General features: G+C 63.2%; 17 protein-coding genes and 1 other RNA gene. All 18 read right to left on the bottom strand.

The genetic code is table 11. From position 1 onward, the window contains the following. Positions 1 to 24: 24 nt before the first annotated feature. Positions 25 to 936, bottom strand: coding sequence for a UDP-3-O-acyl-N-acetylglucosamine deacetylase (lpxC, locus tag E8E95_RS29565; protein WP_077526468.1), 912 nt, complete (start codon positions 934 to 936; stop codon positions 25 to 27). A gap of 112 nt (positions 937 to 1,048) precedes the next feature. Next, entirely contained in the window at positions 1,049 to 2,236 is a 1,188-nt protein-coding gene (gene ftsZ / locus E8E95_RS29560; protein ID WP_280355924.1) for a cell division protein FtsZ, read from the bottom strand. Between the two features lie 46 nt (positions 2,237 to 2,282). Then, the gene (gene ftsA, locus E8E95_RS29555) at positions 2,283 to 3,533 is read right to left on the bottom strand and encodes a cell division protein FtsA (protein WP_179061744.1); all 1,251 of its coding nucleotides are present in this window, start codon (positions 3,531 to 3,533) and stop codon (positions 2,283 to 2,285) included. Positions 3,534 to 3,554: 21 nt separating this feature from the next. Then, entirely contained in the window at positions 3,555 to 4,418 is an 864-nt protein-coding gene (locus E8E95_RS29550; protein ID WP_280355921.1) for a cell division protein FtsQ/DivIB, read from the bottom strand. A 4-nt stretch (positions 4,419 to 4,422) separates the two neighbouring features. Continuing rightward, positions 4,423 to 5,370, bottom strand: a complete 948-nt coding sequence (locus E8E95_RS29545; RefSeq protein ID WP_280355918.1) for a D-alanine--D-alanine ligase — start codon at positions 5,368 to 5,370, stop codon at positions 4,423 to 4,425. Continuing rightward, positions 5,367 to 6,827 carry a UDP-N-acetylmuramate--L-alanine ligase gene (murC, locus tag E8E95_RS29540; protein ID WP_280355916.1) on the bottom strand — a complete coding sequence of 487 codons (1,461 nt, stop codon included), beginning with the start codon at positions 6,825 to 6,827 and terminating at the stop codon, positions 5,367 to 5,369. The genes E8E95_RS29545 and murC overlap by 4 nt, the downstream gene beginning before the upstream one ends. Next, positions 6,820 to 7,890 (bottom strand): undecaprenyldiphospho-muramoylpentapeptide beta-N-acetylglucosaminyltransferase, encoded by a 1,071-nt coding sequence (gene murG / locus E8E95_RS29535; protein ID WP_280355915.1) that lies wholly within the window; start codon positions 7,888 to 7,890, stop codon positions 6,820 to 6,822. The genes murC and murG overlap by 8 nt, the downstream gene beginning before the upstream one ends. Beyond that, on the bottom strand, positions 7,887 to 9,095 hold the full coding sequence (ftsW, locus tag E8E95_RS29530) for a putative lipid II flippase FtsW (protein ID WP_179061749.1): 1,209 nt from the start codon (positions 9,093 to 9,095) through the stop codon (positions 7,887 to 7,889). The genes murG and ftsW overlap by 4 nt, the downstream gene beginning before the upstream one ends. Beyond that, positions 9,095 to 10,441 carry a UDP-N-acetylmuramoyl-L-alanine--D-glutamate ligase gene (murD, locus tag E8E95_RS29525; RefSeq protein ID WP_280355913.1) on the bottom strand — a complete coding sequence of 449 codons (1,347 nt, stop codon included), beginning with the start codon at positions 10,439 to 10,441 and terminating at the stop codon, positions 9,095 to 9,097. The genes ftsW and murD overlap by 1 nt, the downstream gene beginning before the upstream one ends. Positions 10,442 to 10,447: 6 nt before the next feature. Continuing rightward, complete coding sequence (gene mraY, locus E8E95_RS29520; RefSeq protein WP_280355911.1) at positions 10,448 to 11,530, bottom strand: phospho-N-acetylmuramoyl-pentapeptide-transferase; 1,083 nt, start codon at positions 11,528 to 11,530, stop codon at positions 10,448 to 10,450. A gap of 2 nt (positions 11,531 to 11,532) precedes the next feature. Then, positions 11,533 to 12,897, bottom strand: a complete 1,365-nt coding sequence (gene murF, locus E8E95_RS29515) for a UDP-N-acetylmuramoyl-tripeptide--D-alanyl-D-alanine ligase (protein WP_280355909.1) — start codon at positions 12,895 to 12,897, stop codon at positions 11,533 to 11,535. Further along, positions 12,890 to 14,353, bottom strand: coding sequence for a UDP-N-acetylmuramoyl-L-alanyl-D-glutamate--2,6-diaminopimelate ligase (gene murE / locus E8E95_RS29510; RefSeq protein WP_280355908.1), 1,464 nt, complete (start codon positions 14,351 to 14,353; stop codon positions 12,890 to 12,892). Before murE ends, murF begins: the two co-directional genes overlap by 8 nt. After that, entirely contained in the window at positions 14,353 to 16,083 is a 1,731-nt protein-coding gene (locus tag E8E95_RS29505; protein ID WP_280356196.1) for a penicillin-binding transpeptidase domain-containing protein, read from the bottom strand. The genes murE and E8E95_RS29505 overlap by 1 nt, the downstream gene beginning before the upstream one ends. Then, complete coding sequence (gene ftsL, locus E8E95_RS29500; RefSeq protein ID WP_280355906.1) at positions 16,083 to 16,376, bottom strand: cell division protein FtsL; 294 nt, start codon at positions 16,374 to 16,376, stop codon at positions 16,083 to 16,085. The genes E8E95_RS29505 and ftsL overlap by 1 nt, the downstream gene beginning before the upstream one ends. Then, positions 16,373 to 17,320, bottom strand: a complete 948-nt coding sequence (gene rsmH / locus E8E95_RS29495; protein ID WP_280355904.1) for a 16S rRNA (cytosine(1402)-N(4))-methyltransferase RsmH — start codon at positions 17,318 to 17,320, stop codon at positions 16,373 to 16,375. The genes ftsL and rsmH overlap by 4 nt, the downstream gene beginning before the upstream one ends. Then, the gene (mraZ, locus tag E8E95_RS29490) at positions 17,317 to 17,772 is read right to left on the bottom strand and encodes a division/cell wall cluster transcriptional repressor MraZ (RefSeq protein ID WP_280355902.1); all 456 of its coding nucleotides are present in this window, start codon (positions 17,770 to 17,772) and stop codon (positions 17,317 to 17,319) included. The genes rsmH and mraZ overlap by 4 nt, the downstream gene beginning before the upstream one ends. Before the next feature lie 317 nt (positions 17,773 to 18,089). Beyond that, positions 18,090 to 18,447: RNase P RNA component class A (gene rnpB / locus E8E95_RS29485), an RNA gene on the bottom strand. A gap of 40 nt (positions 18,448 to 18,487) precedes the next feature. Further along, on the bottom strand, positions 18,488 to 19,360 hold the full coding sequence (gene rsmI, locus E8E95_RS29480) for a 16S rRNA (cytidine(1402)-2'-O)-methyltransferase (protein WP_179061756.1): 873 nt from the start codon (positions 19,358 to 19,360) through the stop codon (positions 18,488 to 18,490). Positions 19,361 to 19,376 lie beyond the last annotated feature (16 nt).

Genomic DNA, 19,376 nt, shown 5'->3' with positions numbered 1-19,376 from the left:
TGAAGTCAGGAAAGAGGGTATTGCTTAAACGGCTGCTACCGGTCGCATATAAGAGATAGGTGCAGTCCTGGCATCCTCGAAGGTCACCACTTCCCAGGCGTCCTTCTGCTCGATGAGCTGGCGCAGCAAGCGGTTGTTCAGCGCGTGGCCCGACTTGAAGCCACGGAATTCGCCGATCAGGCTGTTTCCGAGCAGGTAGAGGTCACCGATCGCATCGAGAATCTTGTGCTTGACGAACTCGTCCTCGTAACGCAGGCCGTCTTCGTTGAGCACCTGGTTCTCGTCTACCACGATGGCGTTCTCCACGCTGCCGCCGAGTGCCAGGTTCTGAGAACGCAGGAACTCGATGTCGCGCATGAAGCCGAAGGTCCGCGCGCGGCTGACCTCCTTGACGAACGAGGTGCTGGAGAAATCCACGCTCGCACTTTGGGTGCGGTTGCGGAATACCGGGTGATCGAAATCGATCTCGAAGCTCACCTTGAAACCATCGAAGGGAACGAAGGTGGCGCGCTTGTCGCCCTCCTCCACGGTCACTTCGCGCAGGATACGGATGAACTTCTTCGGCGCTTCCTGCTCCTGCAGGCCGGCGGATTGAATCAGGAAGACGAAGGGACCAGCGCTGCCGTCCATGATCGGCACTTCCGACGCGGAGAGTTCGACGTAGGCGTTGTCGATGCCCAGGCCTGCCATGGCCGAAAGCAGGTGCTCCACGGTGTCCACCTTGACCTCACCGTTGATCAGTGTGGTCGACATGGTGGTCTCACCGACATTCTCTGCGCGTGCAGGAATATCCACCACGGGATCGAGGTCGGTACGGCGGAACACTATGCCAGTGTCCACAGGAGCGGGCTTGAGGGTCAGGTAGACCTTTTCCCCGGAATGCAGCCCCACGCCAGTGGCACGGATAATGTTCTTGAGAGTGCGTTGTCTGATCATGGCATTGGCCGCTTGTGCGCAAGTTGCGAACTGTTTTCAACAATGGGCGGCGATAATAGCAGAACCGCCCTTTGCTGAACACCAATCACCCTAATGCTCCTGATACAAATCATCAATCGGCCTGGCGACGCAGGAACGCCGGGATGTCCAGGTAATCCAGGTCATCCTGAGTGTTGAGCTTGGCCGCGGTGGCCGCGCCGGCGTGAGCCTGGTTGCGCATCACGGTCGGACGATCCAGATCGCGGTAGTTGACGGACGGCTGCTCCGGACGAGCGGCGACGGTGGTGGTGGCCACAGCGGCTGCCTGAACGGTGTTGTCGACGACCTTGACCGGCTTCTCGATGCGCGCACCCAGGCCAGTGGCCACTACGGTTACGTGCAGCTCGTCGCGCATGTCCGGATCGATCACGGTACCCACCTTGACGGTGGCGTGCTCGGAGGCGAACTGCTCGATGATGTTACCCACGTCGGAGTACTCGCCCAGGGACAGGTCCGGACCGGCGGTGATGTTCACCAGGATGCCGCGGGCGCCCTGCAGGTTCACGTCGTCCAGCAGCGGGTTGCGGATAGCCGCTTCGGTCGCTTCGCGAGCGCGATTCGGACCGCTGGCGCAGCCAGTGCCCATCATTGCCATGCCCATCTCGCCCATGACGGTCTTAACGTCGGCGAAGTCGACGTTGATCATGCCGGGACGCTTGATGATGTCGGAGATGCCGCGCACCGCGCCGGCGAGCACGTCGTCCGCCTTGGCGAAAGCGGCCAGCAGGCTGGCGTCCTTGCCGAGGATGGTCAGCAGCTTTTCGTTGGGAATGGTGATCAGCGAGTCGACGCTTTCCGCCAGGGAGCGAATGCCCTCGTCGGCGATCTGCATGCGCTTGCGACCTTCGAACGGGAACGGACGGGTCACCACCGCAACGGTGAGGATGCCCATGTCCTTGGCCACTTCAGCAATGACCGGCGCAGCACCGGTACCGGTACCGCCGCCCATGCCGGTGGTGATGAAGACCATGTCGGCGCCCTGCAGCACTTCGGCAATGCGCTCACGGTCTTCGATGGCAGCCTGACGGCCGACTTCCGGGTTGGCACCGGCACCCAGGCCCTTGGTCACGCCCGGGCCGAGTTGCAGCACGGTGCGCGCACCGATGTTTTTCAGCGCTTGGGCATCGGTGTTGGCGCAGATGAACTCGACGCCTTCGATGTTGCTTTTCGACATGTGGTTAACGGCGTTGCCACCGCCGCCACCAACGCCGATAACCTTGATAACCGCTGTTTGCGGAACGTTATCTACGAGTTCGAACATTTCCCCTCTCCTTCCTTTTTTAGTTTTTCGCCTACTGCGTACCGCGTTAAAAATTGCCCTGAACCCAGCGCTTGAGCCGCTCCAGTACAGGAGCCTTGGCCTCTTCGGCATAGCCGTAGCTGCCAGTGGAGACGGGCATGCCGTCGGACTGCTTGCGCAACCCGTACATCAGCAGGCCCACGCCCGTGGAATAGATGGGGTTGCGCACGACATCCGCGAGCCCCTTGACGCTATGCGGGACGCCGAGGCGTACCGGCATGTGGAAAATCTCTTCGGCCAGTTCAACTGCACCTTCCATCTTGGCGGTGCCACCGGTGAGGACGATGCCCGCCGGAATCAGGTCCTCGTAGCCGCTGCGGCGCAGCTCGGCCTGAATCAGGGTGAAGAGCTCGTCGTAACGCGGCTCGACCACCTCGGCCAGGGCCTGGCGTGACAGCTCGCGCGGCGGACGGTCGCCGACGCTGGGCACCTTGATGGTCTCTCCGGCGCCGGCCAGCTTGGCCAGGGCGCAGGCGTAGCGAATCTTGATCTCTTCGGCGTACTGGGTCGGCGTACGCAGGGCCATGGCGATGTCGTTGGTCACCTGGTCGCCGGCGATCGGGATCACCGCGGTGTGGCGGATGGCACCCTCGGTGAAGATCGCGATGTCGGTGGTGCCGCCGCCGATATCCACCAGGCAAACGCCCAGTTCCTTCTCGTCATCGGTGATGACCGAGTAGGCCGAGGCCAGTTGCTCGAGGATGATGTCGTCGACTTCGAGACCGCAGCGGCGCACGCACTTCTCGATGTTCTGCGCCGCATTCACCGCGCAGGTCACCACGTGCACCTTGGCTTCCAGACGCACACCGGACATGCCCAGCGGCTCGCGTACGCCTTCCTGGTTATCGATCACGTAATCCTGGGCCAGGGTGTGCAGCACACGCTGATCGGCTGGGATGGCCACCGCCTGCGCCGCGTCCAGCACACGCTCGATGTCGGCACCGCTCACTTCGCGGTCGCGAATCGCCACGATGCCGTGGGAGTTCAGGCTGCGGATGTGGTTGCCGGCAATGCCGACGAATGCCGAGTGGATGCGGCAGCCCGCCATCAACTGGGCCTCTTCCACCGCACGCTGGATGGATTGAACGGTGGACTCGATGTTGACCACCACGCCCTTTTTCAGGCCGCGCGACGGATGAGTGCCGATACCGACGATTTCCAGTTGGCCGTCAGCTGCGACCTCGCCCACCAGCGCCACCACCTTGGAGGTGCCGATGTCCAGGCCGACGATCATCTTGCCGCTCTGTACGCTTCCCATGGTTCTAACCTTCTCTCTAATTCACTGCACGGCGACCGTGGTCGCCGCGGGGGCCTCGACTTGCGCCCGCCAGGCCACAGCCAGGCCGTTGGGGTATCGCAGGTCGACGCGCTCGATGTTCGCAATCTGGTCCTTCAGCGTTTTCTCGTAGATCGAGATGAATCGCCGCATTTTCTCTACCAGGTGGTCCCGCCCCAGTAGTAATTCGACACCCTGTCCAGTGGACAGGAACCAGCTACCGCGTTCACGCAGCTCCAGCCGGACTATGGAAAAGCCGAGCGGGCGCAACATCTGGCTGAGCATCTGGTATTGCTGCATCACCTGCTCCTGTGCCCGTTGTGGGCCCCAGAGCTGCGGCAGCTGTTCGTAGTGGGCCAGTTCGCGCGGAGCGAAAGCCTGGCCCTGGTTGTTCAGGAGTGCCTCGTCGCCCCAACGAGCGATGGGCAATTGCTCTTCCAGCCGGACCATTACCTGGTCCGGCCACACACGGCGTACCTCTGCGTGGGCGATCCACGGCATCTGCTCCAGCTCGCGGCGCATGCCGGCCAGGTCGATGCTGAAGAAGCTCGCAGCGATGTAAGGCGCGATCCGTTGCTGCACCGCCTGCTGGCTGATGTAACTCAGATCGCCCTGCACATTGACCTTGGCGATGGGCCGGTCGGCATAAGGAAGCAGGCGCTGGGCCGCTTCGTAGGCGCCGAAACCGAGCACCGCCAGCATCACCGGCCACATCAGCTTGCGCAGGAAACCGAAGCTGGGCTTGGGCAGACGCTGGGTCAGCGGCTCCTTGGCCACCATCCGACTGGCGCCACGCGGCATCGGCTTGCGCAAAGGAGCGGCGCGACCGATAACAGGTTCCTGGCGGCGGATAGTGGCGTTACGCATGGGATCAGCCCCTTGCCTCGACGCTGTCGGTCAGGATTGCCAGCACAAGTTGCTGGAAATCCAGGCCCGCGGCGCGTGCGGCCATGGGCACCAGGCTGTGATCAGTCATGCCCGGTGCGGTGTTGACTTCGAGGAGCCAGAAGCGCCCTTCGGCGTCCTGCATCACGTCGGCGCGAGCCCAACCCTGGATACCGAGGGTCTCGCAAGCGCGCGCGGTGAGCTGCTTCAGCTCCTCTTCCTTTTCCGCATCCAGGCCACAGGGGATCTGGTAGCGGGTGTCACTGGCCAGGTACTTGGCGTCGTAGTCGTAGAAGGTGTGCGGGGTGCCAAGGCGGATGGGCGGAAGTACGTCGCCGCGCAGCCAGGCGATAGTGAACTCCGGACCGTGGATCCACTGCTCCACCAGGACCTGCGGGTCATAGGTTCCAGCCGCGCGCCAGGCTTCGATGAGCGCCTCGACGTTCTCGACCTTCGCCATGCCGATGCTGGAGCCTTCGTGGGCTGGTTTGACGATCAGCGGGAAGCCCAGTTCTTCTGCGGCCTGGCGGCAGTCCTGCTCGCTGGCGAGAACGGCGTGGCGCGGGGTCGGCAGACCCAGGCTGATCCACAGCTGCTTGGTGCGGAGCTTGTCCATCGCCAGGGCCGAGGCAAGGATGCCGCTGCCGGTATAGGGAATGCCCAGGCACTCCAACAGGCCCTGCATGCTGCCGTCTTCGCCGCCACGGCCGTGGAGGATGATGAAGGCGCGGTCGATCTTCTCGGCCAGCAGTCGCTGCAGCAGGTCATCGCCCACGTCGATGCCGAAGGCGTCCACGCCAGCAGCCTGCAGGGCCTGCAGCACCATGGCGCCGGATTTCAACGACACTTCGCGCTCAGCGCTCTTGCCACCGTAGAGCACGGCGACCCGGCCAAACGCAGCCGGTTCGAGGGTGGGTTTCAATTGCGCGCTCATTTCGACTTCCTCTTGGTGGTGTCGTCAGACTGGCCACCAAACAGCGGGTTCTGGATCAGTTGCGGGGCCAACGCGCCGATGTCGCCGGCACCCTGGCAGAGCAGGATGTCGCCGGGACGCAGCAGCGGCTTGACCAGGGGCGCCAGGTCGACGCCGCGCTCGATGTAGATCGGGTCCAGTTGGCCGCGCTGACGGATGCTGTGGCAGAGCTGGCGGCTGTCAGCACCGGGGATCGGCTCTTCGCCGGCCGGGTAGACCTCCATCAGCAGCAGTACGTTGGCCTCGCCGAGCACCTGCACGAAATCGTCGTAGAGATCGCGGGTGCGGCTATAACGGTGGGGCTGGTAGACCATCACCAGGCGACGCTCCGGCCAACCACCGCGAACAGCCTTGACCACCGCAGCCACTTCGCGGGGATGGTGGCCGTAGTCGTCCACCAGCATCACGCTGCCGCCTTCGATTTCCAGCTCGCCGTAGACCTGGAAGCGTCGACCCACGCCCTGGAAGCCGGAAAGGCCCTGGACGATGGCTTCGTCGCTGATGCCTTCGTCGGTGGCAATGGCAATGGTCGCGAGGGAGTTCAGGACGTTGTGGTTACCCGGCATGTTCACCGAGACATCCAGCGGCTCGCGGTCCTTGCGCAGGACGGTGAACCAGGTACGCATGCCTTCCTGGCGAACATTGATGGCGCGTACGTCGGCGTCTTCGGCGAAGCCGTAGGTCACGGTGGGACGTGCGACCTGGGGCAGGATTTCGCGTACTACCGGGTCATCCACGCAAAGCACGGCCAGCCCGTAGAACGGCAGGTTGTGGAGGAACTCCACGAAGGTCTTCTTCAGCTTGTTGAAGTCCCCTTCGTAGGTGCTCATGTGGTCCGCGTCGATGTTAGTGACCACGGCCACCATCGGCTGCAGGTGCAGGAAGCTGGCATCGCTCTCGTCCGCCTCGGCTACCAGGTAGCGACTGGTGCCAAGCTGGGCGTTGGTGCCGGCAGCGTTCAGACGACCGCCGATGACGAAGGTCGGATCAAGGCCACCGGCAGCGAACACCGAAGCGATCAGGCTGGTGGTGGTGGTCTTGCCGTGGGTACCGGCGACGGCGATGCCGTGACGGTAACGCATCAGTTCGGCCAGCATTTCGGCGCGCGGTACCACCGGGATACGGCGCTCCAGGGCAACCGCGACCTCGGGGTTGGATTTGTTCACGGCGCTGGACACCACCAGAACATCGGCGTGTTCAGCGTTCTCGGCGCGGTGGCCGATGAAGATCTGGGCACCAAACTTCTCCAGACGCTCGGTAACCGCCGAGGTCTTGAGGTCGGAACCGGACACGCGATAGCCCAGGTTCAGCAGCACTTCAGCGATCCCGCACATGCCCACGCCGCCGATACCGACGAAATGGATCCGGCGGATGCGGCGCATTTCCGGCTGGGGCATGGCTTTCTGGCTCTCAACCATGGGCCACCTCCAGGCAGATCTCGACCACGGTGCGGGTGGCGGCGGGTTTGGCCAGACGGCGGGCGGTAGTGCCCATGGCCTTGAGTTTTTCGGGCTGCATCAGAACCTCGGTCAGCTGAGCGGCAAGCTTGGCCGCGTCAGTGGAATGTTGCGGAAGAAGGACAGCTGCGCCCTCCTTCGCCAGATATTCGGCATTGCGCGACTGGTGGTCGTCGATCGCATGGGGCAGCGGTACCAGGAACGACGGCAGCCCGGCAGCGGCCAATTCGCTCACGGTCAGGGCACCTGCACGGCAGATGACCAGGTCGGCCCAGGCATAGGCACGTGCCATGTCCTTGATGAAGGGTGCGACCTCCGCTTCGACCGCGGCTTCGCGATAACGCTCCGCGGTGATCTCGTCATGCTTGCGACCCGCCTGGTGGAACACTTCCGGACGCAGGTCAGCAGGGACCTTCGCCAGCGCTTCCGGCAGCAATTTGTTCAACGGTTCGGCGCCCAGACTGCCGCCCAGCACCAGCAGGCGCGGCTTGCGTCCTGCCAGGGCATCACGCGGTGTTTCCAGGAACAGCTCCTCGCGCACCGGGTTGCCGGTGGTGCGCCGTTTGTCGCTTTGTCCGAAGGTATCGGGGAAGGCCTCGCAAACGCGGCTGGCAAGAGGCGCCAGGCTGCGATTGGCGGTACCCGCCACGGCGTTCTGCTCGTGGATGATCAGCGGCACACCGGACAGTCGTGCGGCCAGTCCACCGGGACCGGTGACATAGCCGCCCATGCCCAATACGCAGACGGGCTTCAGTTCACGCACGATTCGACGTGCCTGGAACAGCGACTTGAGCAATTCGAAGGGTGCCTTGAGCAGCGACTTCAGCCCCTTGCCGCGCAGGCCGCTCACCTGAATGAGGTGCAGTGGCAGACCCGCCTGGGGTACCAACTCGTTCTCGATCCCCTTCGGCGTACCGAGCCAATGCACCTTGAAGCCGCGCGCCTGGAACTCACGAGCGCAGGCCAAGGCCGGGAATACGTGACCGCCGGTGCCGCCGGCCATGATCAGCACGTTGCCGCTCATGGGCGTACCTCCTCGTCGAAGAAATCGCTTTCGACGAATTCCACTTCTTCATTGCCCAACTGGGTACGCCGCTCCCATTCGATACGCAGTAACAAGGCCAGGCTCACGCAGCAGATCACCAGCGAGCTGCCGCCATAGCTGAGGAACGGCAGGGTCAGGCCCTTGGTCGGCAGCAGACCGACGTTCACGCCGATGTTGATCAACACCTGGCCGATCCAGAGGAAAGCGAGGCCGTAGGCGACGTAGGCGGAGAAATACTGGCGCGCCTTCTCGGCCCAAAGACCGATGTAGAGGGCTCGGACGCTGACGAAGACGAACAGGCCGACGGTTGCCAGTGCGCCCAGCATTCCGAGTTCTTCGGCGAGCACGGCGAACACGAAGTCGGTATGGGCCTCAGGCAGGTAGAACTGCTTCTGGATGCTGTTGCCCAGACCTACGCCAAACCATTCGCCGCGACCGAAAGCGATCAACGCCTGGCTCAGCTGGTAGCCGGCGCCGTACTGATCGGCCCAGGGGTCCACGAAGTTGGTCAGACGCTGCATCCGGTAACTCTGGCTGGTCATGACCAGGACGCCGGCAGCCAGTACCGCGCCTGCCAGGGGTATGAAGCGAACCAGGTTGATACCGCCCAGGAAGAGCATCGCGATGCAGGAACCCACCAGCACCACAGTGGCTCCGAAGTCCGGCTCGGCCAGCAGCAGTACGGCGATCGGGCCCAGCACCAGCATGGGTTTGATGAAGCCGGTCAGCTTCTCGCGAACTTCATCCTGGCGCCGCACCATGTAGCCGGCGATGAACATCACGGTGAACAGTTTGGCCAGCTCGGACGGTTGCAGGTTGAACAGACCGAAGCCGATCCAGCGCTTGGCACCGTTGATTTCGCGGCCGATGCCCGGCAGCAGTACCAGCACCAACAGGATGATGGCCGCGAGCATCAGCCGCGCGCCGTGGCGCTGCCAGAAGGCCATGGGAATCTGCAGGGTGACCAGCGCCGCGCCAAGACCGATCGCCAGGTAAATCAGGTGGCGGATCATGTGGTACAGCGGATTGCCGGACTGCGCCGCAGCCACTTCCGACGAAGCCGAGGTGATCATCACCAGGCCCAGGCCCAGCAGCGACAGACAGCCGGCCAGCAGCGGGAAGTCGATGTCGATTCCGCGGCGGCTGCGCAGCGGCGATGGGGCGGCGAGCAGACGGGCCAGCATCAGGAAAGTCCCTCCGCGGCCTGGGCGAAGAGGCGCCCGCGTTCTTCGAAATTCTTGAACATGTCCAGGCTGGCGCATGCCGGCGACAGCAACACCGCATCGCCGGCCTCGGCCAGTTCGGCGCAGCGTTGTACCGCCTCTTCCAGGGTCTTGACCCGCACCAGCGGCACGGCATCGCCCAAGGCTTCGGCGATCAGCTCGGCGTCACGTCCCAACAGCACGACGGCGCGGCAGAAGCGTGCTACGGGAGCCTTGAGACCGGAGAAGTCGGCGCCCTTGCCATCGCCACCGGCGATCAGCACCAGCTTGCCGCCGATGTCGGCACCGAGCCCTTCGATTGCCGCCAGGGCCGCCCCGACGTTGGTAGCCTTGGAGTCGTCGTAGTAGGACACGCCACGCAGCTCGCGTACCCATTGGCAACGGTGAGCCAGTCCGGGGAAGGTCTTCAGGGTCTCCAGCATGGGTTCGAACGGCAATCCCACCGCGTGACCCAGCGCCAACGCAGCCAGGGCGTTGGACTGGTTGTGAGCGCCACGAACCTTCAGCTCGCGCACCGACATCAGCTTGTCGAACTGATAGGCCAGGTACTTCTCGCCGTCTTCCTCGATCAAGCCGAAGGACTTGAAGTCGGGCTTGTTCAGGCCGAACGTCCAGCAAGGCAGCTGGTCGGCTACCAGCGGCCGCGACAAGGCATCCCCACGATTGACCACGACCTGACGCGCGCCGCGGAAGATGCGGTGCTTGGCCAGGTGATAGGCCTGCATGTCGGCGTAGCGGTCCATGTGGTCTTCGCTGACGTTGAGCACCGTCGCCACCTCGGCATTCAGCCGGTCAGTGGTTTCCAGCTGGAAACTGGACAGTTCGAGCACGTAAAGCTCAACGTCATCATTCAGCAGGTCCAGGGCCGGTGTGCCGAGGTTGCCGCCGACAGCGACGCGCTTGCCGGCAGCCGCTGCCATGTCACCCACCAGGGTGGTGACAGTGCTCTTCGCGTTCGAACCGGTGATGGCAACGATCGGCGCCTTGGCATTGCGCGTGAACAGTTCGATATCACCGGACAGCTTGGTGCCGCGGCTCGCGGCTTCCTGCAGCGCCGGAGTTGCCAGGGCAAGACCCGGGCTCACGTAAAGCTCGCTGGCGCGACTGAGGAAGTCCGGATCGAGCTCGCCACAACGCACTTCCACCTGCGGGAACTGACTCTGCAGCGTCGCCAGTTCCGGCGGGTTCGCACGGGTATCGGCCACGGCAAACGGAACGCCCTGGCGCGCCAGGAAGCGCACCAGGGACATGCCGCTCTTGCCGAGGCCGACAACGATGCGGAACTGGTCGGAAGCGATCAACGTCACTCTCGGTTACCTCAGTTTCAGGGTGGCAAGGCCCACCAGGACCAGGATCACGGTGATGATCCAGAACCGTACGATGACCCGGGGTTCGGGCCAGCCTTTCAGCTCGAAGTGGTGATGGATAGGGGCCATGCGGAATACACGACGACCGGTCAGCTTGAACGAGGCGACCTGGATCATCACCGAGAGCGTCTCCATCACGAACACGCCACCCATGATGAACAGCACCACTTCCTGGCGCACGATCACGGCGATGGTGCCCAGCGCCGCGCCCAGGGCGAGAGCGCCCACGTCACCCATGAAGACCTGGGCGGGGTAGGTGTTGAACCAGAGGAAGCCGAGGCCGGCACCCACCAGGGCGGCGCAGAACACGATCAGCTCGCCCGCGCCCGGTACGTAAGGGATCAGCAGGTAGTCGGCGAATTTGATGTTGCCCGACAGGTAGCAGAAGATCCCCAGCGCGCCGCCGACCATCACGGTGGGCATGATCGCCAGGCCGTCGAGGCCGTCAGTCAGGTTCACCGCGTTGCTGGAGCCGACGATCACGAAGTAGGTCAGCACCACGAAGCCAATGCCCAGCGGAATCTCGATGTTCTTCACCAGCGGCAGGATCAGCGTGGTCTCGGCCGGAGTGCTCGCGGTCATATAAAGGAAGATTGCAGCGGCGATGCCAAACACGGATTGCCAGAAATACTTCCAGCGGCTCGGCAGGCCGCGGGAGTTTTTCTCGATCACCTTGCGGTAGTCATCCACCCAGCCAATGGCGCCGAACGCCAGGGTCACGGCCAGCACCACCCAGACATAACGATTGGACAGGTCCGCCCACAGCAGCGTGCTGATGGCGATGGCGGTCAGGATCAGCGCGCCACCCATGGTCGGCGTGCCGGATTTCGACAGGTGCGATTGCGGGCCGTCGTTACGTACGGCCTGGCCGATCTGGCGGATCTGCAGGGTGCGGATCATCCAGGGACCGAGCCAAAGCGACAGCGACAGCGCTGTCAGGACGCCGAGAATCCCGCGCAGGGTCAGGTACTGGAATACGCCGAACCCTTTATAGAACTGTTGCAGGTACTCAGCGAGCAGCAGCAGCATGATTAGTGAGCCTCCCCCGTCCCGCAGAATGCCGCGACGACTTTGTCCATCGCCGCACTGCGGGAGCCTTTGATCAGAATTGTGGTGTTTGCATCCTGCTCGCTGACCAGCGCCTGGATCAGGCTGGCCTGGTCGGCGAAGTGGCGCCCCTGGGAACCGAAGGCAGTGACGGCGTGCGCCATCAGCGGGCCAACGGCGTACAGGGAACTGACCTTGCCGCGAGCATATTCGCCAACTTCGCGATGCCCTTGTTCGGCCCAGTCGCCAAGCTCGCCCATATCTCCGAGCACCAGGACGGTGCGACCGGAAAAGCCGGCGAGTATATCAACGGCGGCCAGCATCGACGCGGGGTTGGCGTTGTAGCTGTCGTCGATTACGCGCATGCCGCTGGTGGCGAGCTGCGCTACGGCGCGGCCTTTGACAGGCTGCAGGTTTTCCAGGCCGGCCTTGATCCCGACCAGCGGCACACCAAGGGCGTGCGCAGCGGCGGCGGCGGCCAGTGCGTTGGCGACGTTGTGCGTCCCCAACAGGTTGAGCTGGATGTCCGCCTCGCCGGCTACGCCACGAAGGCTGAAGGCCATGCATCCACGGGCATCACGGGTAATGTTTTCGGCTCGCAGGTCCGCCCCGGCGTCAGCCAGGGCAAAGCTCAGCACCTTGCGACCGGCTGCACGCTTGTGCCAGATCGCAAAGGCGCGGTCATCGCGATTGAGGATCGCCACACCATCAGCCGGCAGGCCCTCGAGAATCTCGCCCTTGGCCTCGACGATTCGTTCCGGACCACCGAACTCGCCCACATGGGCAGTACCGGCGTTGTTGAGGATCGCCACCTGTGGCCGGGTCAGGCCCACGGTGTAGAGGATTTCTCCGACACGCGACGCGCCCAGCTCGATCACCGCGCTGTCGTGCTCGGAACCAAGCTCCAGCAGGGTCAGGGGCACGCCAAGATCGTTGTTCAGGTTGCCTCGGGTGGCCAGCACGGAACCCTGGGTGCGCAGGATACTGGCAAGCATCTCCTTGACCGTGGTCTTGCCGCTGGAGCCCGTCACCGCTGCCACGCGACCGGTGAAACCGTCGCGATTGTAGGCGCCCAGGCGACCGAGTCCTTCGCGGGTGTCGGCGACCAGGAGTTGCGGGATCGGCGCATCCGCCACCTTGCGCTGGACAAGGGCTGCGACGGCGCCCAGGGCGGCTACATCGGCAAGATAGTCATGGCCGTCGAAACGCGGGCCGACCAGCGCGATGAACAACTGCCCGGCTTCAATCTTGCGGCTATCACTGGAGACGCCGCTGAACGCCACGTCCGCACCGATCAATTCCGCCTGCAACGGCCCAAGCAGTTCAGACAGCTGGAAAGGTTTAAGCATGGGGCACCTCCCAGGCATCCAGCGCCTTGGCGGCTTCATCGAGATCGGAGAAGGAATGACGTACGCCAGCGATCTCCTGGTAATCCTCATGGCCTTTGCCGGCCAGCAGGACGACATCGTCCACACCAGCAGTGCCGATCAACCGGGCAATCGCCAGACCACGGCCAGCGACGAACTCGACCTTGTCCACGGCAGTGAAGCCGGGACGAATGTCGGCGAAAATCTGAGCAGGGTCTTCAGTGCGCGGGTTGTCGTCGGTCACCAGAACCCGGTCGGCCAGCTGCTCGGCGACGGCCGCCATGATCGGGCGCTTGCCACGATCACGATCACCGCCACAGCCAAACAGGCAGAGCAGGCTTCCGCGAACATGGGGACGCAGGGCTTGCAGGACCTTTTCCAGGGCATCCGGAGTATGTGCGTAGTCCACGACTACCAACGGCTTCTCGCCGCCGCCAAGTCGCTGCATCCGCCCGACGGGGCCTTGCAACGACGGCAGGACGCCGAGCACATCCACCAGCGGGTAATCCATGGCAAGCAGGGCGCCCACCACGGCCAACAGGTTGCTCAGGTTGAAGCGACCCAGCAACGGGCTGCGCAGCAGGCCTTCGCCTTGATGGGTAACCAGCTGGGCGCGGACGCCGTGATCGTCGAAGTGGGCTTCGCGGCAATAAATGAAGGCGCTCGGGTCTTCCAGGCTATAGCTGAACAACCGCGACTCATGCTGTTCCGCTGCCAGTTTGCGTCCCAACGCGTCGTCCAGGTTGATCACCCGGGCCCGCAGGTTGGGCCAGCTGAACAGCTTGGACTTGGCGGCCGCGTAGGCCTCCATCGAGCCGTGGTAGTCCAGGTGGTCACGGGACAGGTTGGTGAACGCTGCCACGTCGAAATCCAGTGCGGCTACACGCCCCTGTTCCAAACCGTGGGACGAAACTTCCATGGCCACGGCGCGCGCGCCGGCCTGTTTCAGATTGGCCAGCGTGGCCTGCACGGCAAGCGGGTCAGGCGTGGTATGGCGGCCGCTTTCCAGCTCGCCGTAAAAACCGGTGCCCAGGGTGCCGACAATGCCGCAGCGCTCGCCCAACTGGTCGAGCGCCTGTGCCAGCAGCTGGCTGACACTGGTCTTGCCGTTGGTCCCGGTGACGCCGACCAGCCGCAGTGCACGGCTAGGTTCGCCATAAAAGCGTCCAGCAATGGCCGAAAGCTGGTTGGCCAGGCCTTTGACAGGAATAAGCTCCGCACCGGCAACTTCAGGCACCTCGGCACCGGCGGCCTCATAGGCGACGGCGACGGCACCGCGAGCGACAGCATCAGCAATATGGGCGCGGCCATCGTACTGGGCGCCGGGAATAGCCAGGAACAGATCCCCCGGACGTACCTTGCGGCTATCCAGGGTCAGTTCGCGAATCAACGTGGCGCTTTGCGCCTGGGACAGTAACTGGTTCAGTGGCATGGGCATCAGATCCGCCCTCCTTTGCCGGTGGCCGCATTTGCGGTCTGTTGTTCCTCGGTGGGCAGGTTGTCCGGCGCGATGTTCATCAGACGCAACGCACCCGCCATGACCTTGCCAAATACCGGGGCCGAAACCAGGCCGCCGAAGTAGCCCGCCTTGCTGGGCTCGTCGATCACCACCACCATCGCGATACGCGGATTGGTGGAAGGACCGAAGCCTGCGAAGAGCGAGCGATAGGCGTTCTGGGTGTAGCCCTTGGTTCCTACGCTGGCTTTACGCGCCGTACCACTCTTGCCGGACACGTGGTAACCGGGCACCTGGGCGCGGAACACGCCGCGCGGTGCTTCGACCACTTGTTGCAGCATGCCCTGCATCGTTTTGGCCACATCGGCGGGGATTACCTGTGCACCGTCGGGAATGCTGTCCACTCGAGTCATGGACAACGGCACGGCAATGCCATTGTTGGCCAGCGTCGCGTATGCATGGACCAGTTGGATCGCCGTGGTCGAGAGGCCGTAGCCATAAGACAGGGTCGCGGTCTCCGCCTTGCGCCACTCGCGATGGTTGGGCAGGTTGCCTACGCGCTCGCCGGGAAAGCCGAGGCCGGTGTCCTGGCCCATGCCCAGTTTGCGCATGGTGTCGTAAATGGCCTCGCCGCCAATGTCGAAGGCGATCTTGCTCATGCCGACGTTACTGGAGTTGATCAAGATGCCGGTCAGGTCGAGGATCGGGCCCTCGGTCTTGGATACGTCCTTGATGGTGTAGCGGCCGATCTGCAGCGAACCGGGGTAGACCTCGACCTTGTCCTCGGGCTTCCAGCGGCCGGACTGCAGGGCAGCGGACATGGAAATCGGCTTCACGGTCGAGCCCGGCTCGAACACGTCGATCATCGCGCGGTTACGCATCGCCGCAGGTTGCAGGTTGCGGCGGTTGTTCGGGTTGTAGGTGGGCTGGTTGGCCATCGCCAGCACTTCGCCCGTCTTCACATCGACGATCACGAGGCTGCCCGCCTTGGCACCGTTCTCCACCAGGGCGTTGCGCAGCTCCCGATGGGCGAGGTACTGCAGGCGCAGATCGATGGACAGGGCGAGAGTCTTGCCGGGTTTTGCGTTGCGAGCGACCTGGACGTCCTTGATCAGGCGACCACGGCGATCCTTGAGAACCTGGCGCTTGCCCGGCACACCGGCCAGCCACTCGTCGAACGACAGCTCGACGCCTTCGCGACCACGGTCATCGACGTCGGTAAAGCCCACCACATGCGCGGTCACTTCACCGGCCGGATAGAAGCGGCGGAATTCCTCGATGCCATACACGCCAGGAGCCTTGTTGGCCATGATGGCCTGCCCCTGTTCCGGCGTCAGGCCACGCACCAGGTACATGAACTCGCGATTGGCGTTCTGCTCGATACGCTGGGCAAACGCTTTCGGGTCCTGCCCGAGGGACTGAGCGATGCGCGGCCATTCGTCGCGCAGCGCCATGAGGTCCTTCGGATTGGTCCAGAGGGTAGTGACCGGGGTACTTACGGCCAGCGGCTCCCCGTTGCGGTCGGTGATCAGGCCGCGGTGGGCGGGAATCGGGATGTGCCGAACGCTGCGCGCATCACCATGAGCTTTGAGGAAGTCATGGTCGATCACATGCAGGTCGACGATGCGCCAGGAAATCGCGCCGACCATGATGGCGAGAAGACCCAGCACCACCCGGAAACGCCAGGGGTAGAGTGCGCCTTCCAGCTTCATCATTGCGCCACCATCCGTACTTCTGCCGGATCGGGGATGCGCATCTTCAGCTGTTCGCTGGCCAGGGATTCAATGCGGTTATGCGCAGTCCAGGTGCTTTGCTCGAGTACCAGGCGCCCCCACTCGGCCTGTGCCTTGTCGCGTACGCTGAGTTCCGCATACAGCTCGTTGAGCAGCTTGCGATTCCAATGGGCGCTGTAGGACACCGCGATTGCGGAGAACAGCACGCCGACGAACAGCAGCAGCATGAACAGGCTGCCGCCGGGAAGGGGTTTGGCGTAGAGGCGGCTCATCGCAGCTTCTCCGCTACACGCATGACGGCGCTGCGCGAGCGCGGATTTGCCTTGAGTTCTTCGTCGGAGGCGTACTGCGGCTTGCCGAGCAGTTTCAGGCGCGGCTCGAAGGTAGCCAGGCGGACAGGCAGGTCGCGGGGAAGCTTGTCTGCCTCGCCCTTGGCGTGCTTGCGCATGAACTGTTTGACGATGCGGTCTTCCAGGGAATGGAAGCTGATCACCACCAGGCGACCACCGACAGTGAGCGCTTCGAGCGCAGCATCCAGTCCCTGCTCCAGGTCGCCGAGCTCATTGTTGACGTGAATACGAATGCCCTGGAAGGCGCGGGTAGCGGGATTCTTGCCTTTCTCCCACGCCGGATTGGCGACAGTCAGCACAGCTGCCAGGTCGGCGGTACGCTCGAAAGGCTTCTCGGTACGGCGCTGCACGACGGCACGCGCCATACGCTTGGCGAATCGCTCTTCGCCATAGTCCTTGAAGACACGGGCGATTTCGTCCTCGCTGGCACTGGCAATCCACTGTGCAGCGCTTTGGCCGCGATCAGGGTTCATGCGCATATCCAGCGGGCCATCGTTCAGGAAGCTGAAACCACGCTCCGGATCGTCAAGCTGCGGGGAAGACACGCCAAGGTCCAGCAGAACGCCGTCAACCTGCCCGGCAAGCGAGCGCGTGCGCACTTCGTCGCCGAGCTCGGCAAAGCTCCTTTGCACAATGACAAAGCGGCCGTCATCGGCCGCCAGAGCTTGCCCCGTCGCAATCGCTTGCGGGTCTTTGTCGAACCCCAGCAAGCGACCTCCAGGCCCAAGCCGCTCCAGGATGAGCCGGCTATGCCCTCCGCGCCCGAACGTGCCATCGAGGTAGCAGCCGTCTGCGCGCAGGGCGAGGCCTTCCACTGCCTCTTCGAGCAGTACGGTGATATGGCGGAAGGTGCTGGTTGCGCTCACAGGATCAGGTCACGTAGTTCGTCCGGCAGACCGCCAGGTTGTTTGATTGCCATGAGGTCGGCCTCGGAAATCGCAGTCCAGGCATCCTCATCCCACAGTTGAAATTTGTTCAGTTGGCCGACCAGCATGGCCCGCTTGTCCAATCCGGCGTACTCGCGCAGGCGCGGAGGAACCAGAAAGCGCCCGGCGCTATCCAGCTCCAGGTCCACGGCATTACCGATCAACAGGCGTTGCAGGCGGCGAGTTTCCTCGCGCAGGGAGGGCAGCTCTCTCAGCTTGGCTTCGATGAGTTCCCATTCAGGCAGGGGGTAGACAGTCAAACAGGGATCGACGGCGTCGATTGTGACGATGAGCTGCCCACCACAACGCGAAACGAGCTCGTCTCGATACCGACTTGGCATCGCGAGTCGCCCTTTGGCGTCGAGACTGATGGCGTTAGCTCCGCGAAACAAGGCTGCGCTTCCCCTTTGATTGGCTTTCCTTGCCAGTAAATCCCACTTCTACCCACTTCGCTCCACTTCCGCACACTATAGAAATGCGCTAGCCCCACCGTCAAGGCGCGGAAAAGCGGAAAACTCCTTACAGGACGGCAATTTAGCGAGTGTTCGGAAGGCATTTGGGCGGTTTTGGAGGGACAAAGGAGAAGCAAAATCCAGCACTTACAAGAGGCTGAACTTCGAACTTAAAGTAATTTGTTAAGAGTAAGATCTTTTCGGTATTTTGAGGGCGGGACAAAGAGCGGAGAAGAGCTAACGCGAGGAGAGAAAAAGTAGAGAGTCGATCTGTAAGCCGGGTTCTGTCGAGGACAGTCATTCATCTACGGCTGCCATCACTGACAGCCTTTAGCAACCTACCCGAATCCGACGCGGGCCGCGCCATGGATTCCTATTTGGTCTTGCTCCGAGTGGGGTTTGCCTAGCCACGAACTGTTACCAGTCGTGCGGTGCGCTCTTACCGCACCTTTTCACCCTTACCGGCGCTTGCGCGCTTAGGCGGTTATTTTCTGTGGCACTTTCCGTAGGCTTGCGCCTCCCAGGCGTTACCTGGCACTCCGCCCTATGGAGCCCGGACTTTCCTCCCTCTCAAATCGTAGAACGAAATGAGACAGCGACTGTCCGATCGACTCTCCGCCGCCAAGGTTAACGGCAGGCGCCCTCAAGAACAAGCTCAGACATCCGCCTGACGCTCCAAGGCCGCCTGATAGAGCAGGTTCTTGCGCACACCCGTGATCTCAGCAGCCAACGCAGCAGCCCGCTTGACGGGCAACTCGGCCAGAAGAAGATCCAGCACCCGCAACGCTTCCGCACTCAAGGCACCCTCGCCTTCCGGCGCTTGCCAGCCACCGACCAACACCACGCACTCGCCACGCTGCTGATTCGAGTCCGCCGCCACCCAGGCACACAACTCTTCCAATGGTGCTCCCTTCAAGGTCTCGAAGGTCTTGGTCAACTCCCTCGCCAGCACCGCTGGACGATCACCGCCAAATACTCCCCGCATATCCTCCAGAGATTCCAGGAGACGATGAGGTGCCTCATAGAAGATGAGCGTTCGCGGCTCTTCCTTTATGCCCTCCAACCGGCCACGGCGAGCAGTGGCCTTGGCGGGGAGAAAGCCCTCGAAGATGAATCGATCCGAAGGCAGGCCCGCCGACGACAACGCTGCGATCAACGCGCAGGCGCCCGGTACTGGAACGACAGGGATGCCGGCCGCACGAGCCTGGCGCACCAGATGGAAACCCGGATCGGAGATCAGTGGAGTTCCCGCGTCGGAGATCAGCGCGACATCATCCCCGGCTTGCAGACGCGACAGGAAGCGCCCGCCCTGGTCACGCTCGTTGTGCTCGTGACAAGCCGCCAGCGGCGTTTCTATGCCGAAGTGTTGCAACAGGCGAACCGAGTGGCGAGTGTCCTCAGCAGCGATCAGCTTTACGTCCCGCAACACTCGGAGGGCCCGCGCAGTGATGTCGTCGAGGTTGCCGATGGGCGTTGCGACCACATAAAGCGTACCGACCGCACTGCCGCTGGCGGAAGAAAGAGTCACAAGGCACCTCGGAAAA

Origin of the sequence: Pseudomonas sp. BN414 (genome assembly GCF_029871275.1) — a bacterium.
Classification (GTDB): domain Bacteria; phylum Pseudomonadota; class Gammaproteobacteria; order Pseudomonadales; family Pseudomonadaceae; genus Metapseudomonas; species Metapseudomonas resinovorans_C.
This window is presented reverse-complemented; position numbering and strand designations above follow the sequence as displayed.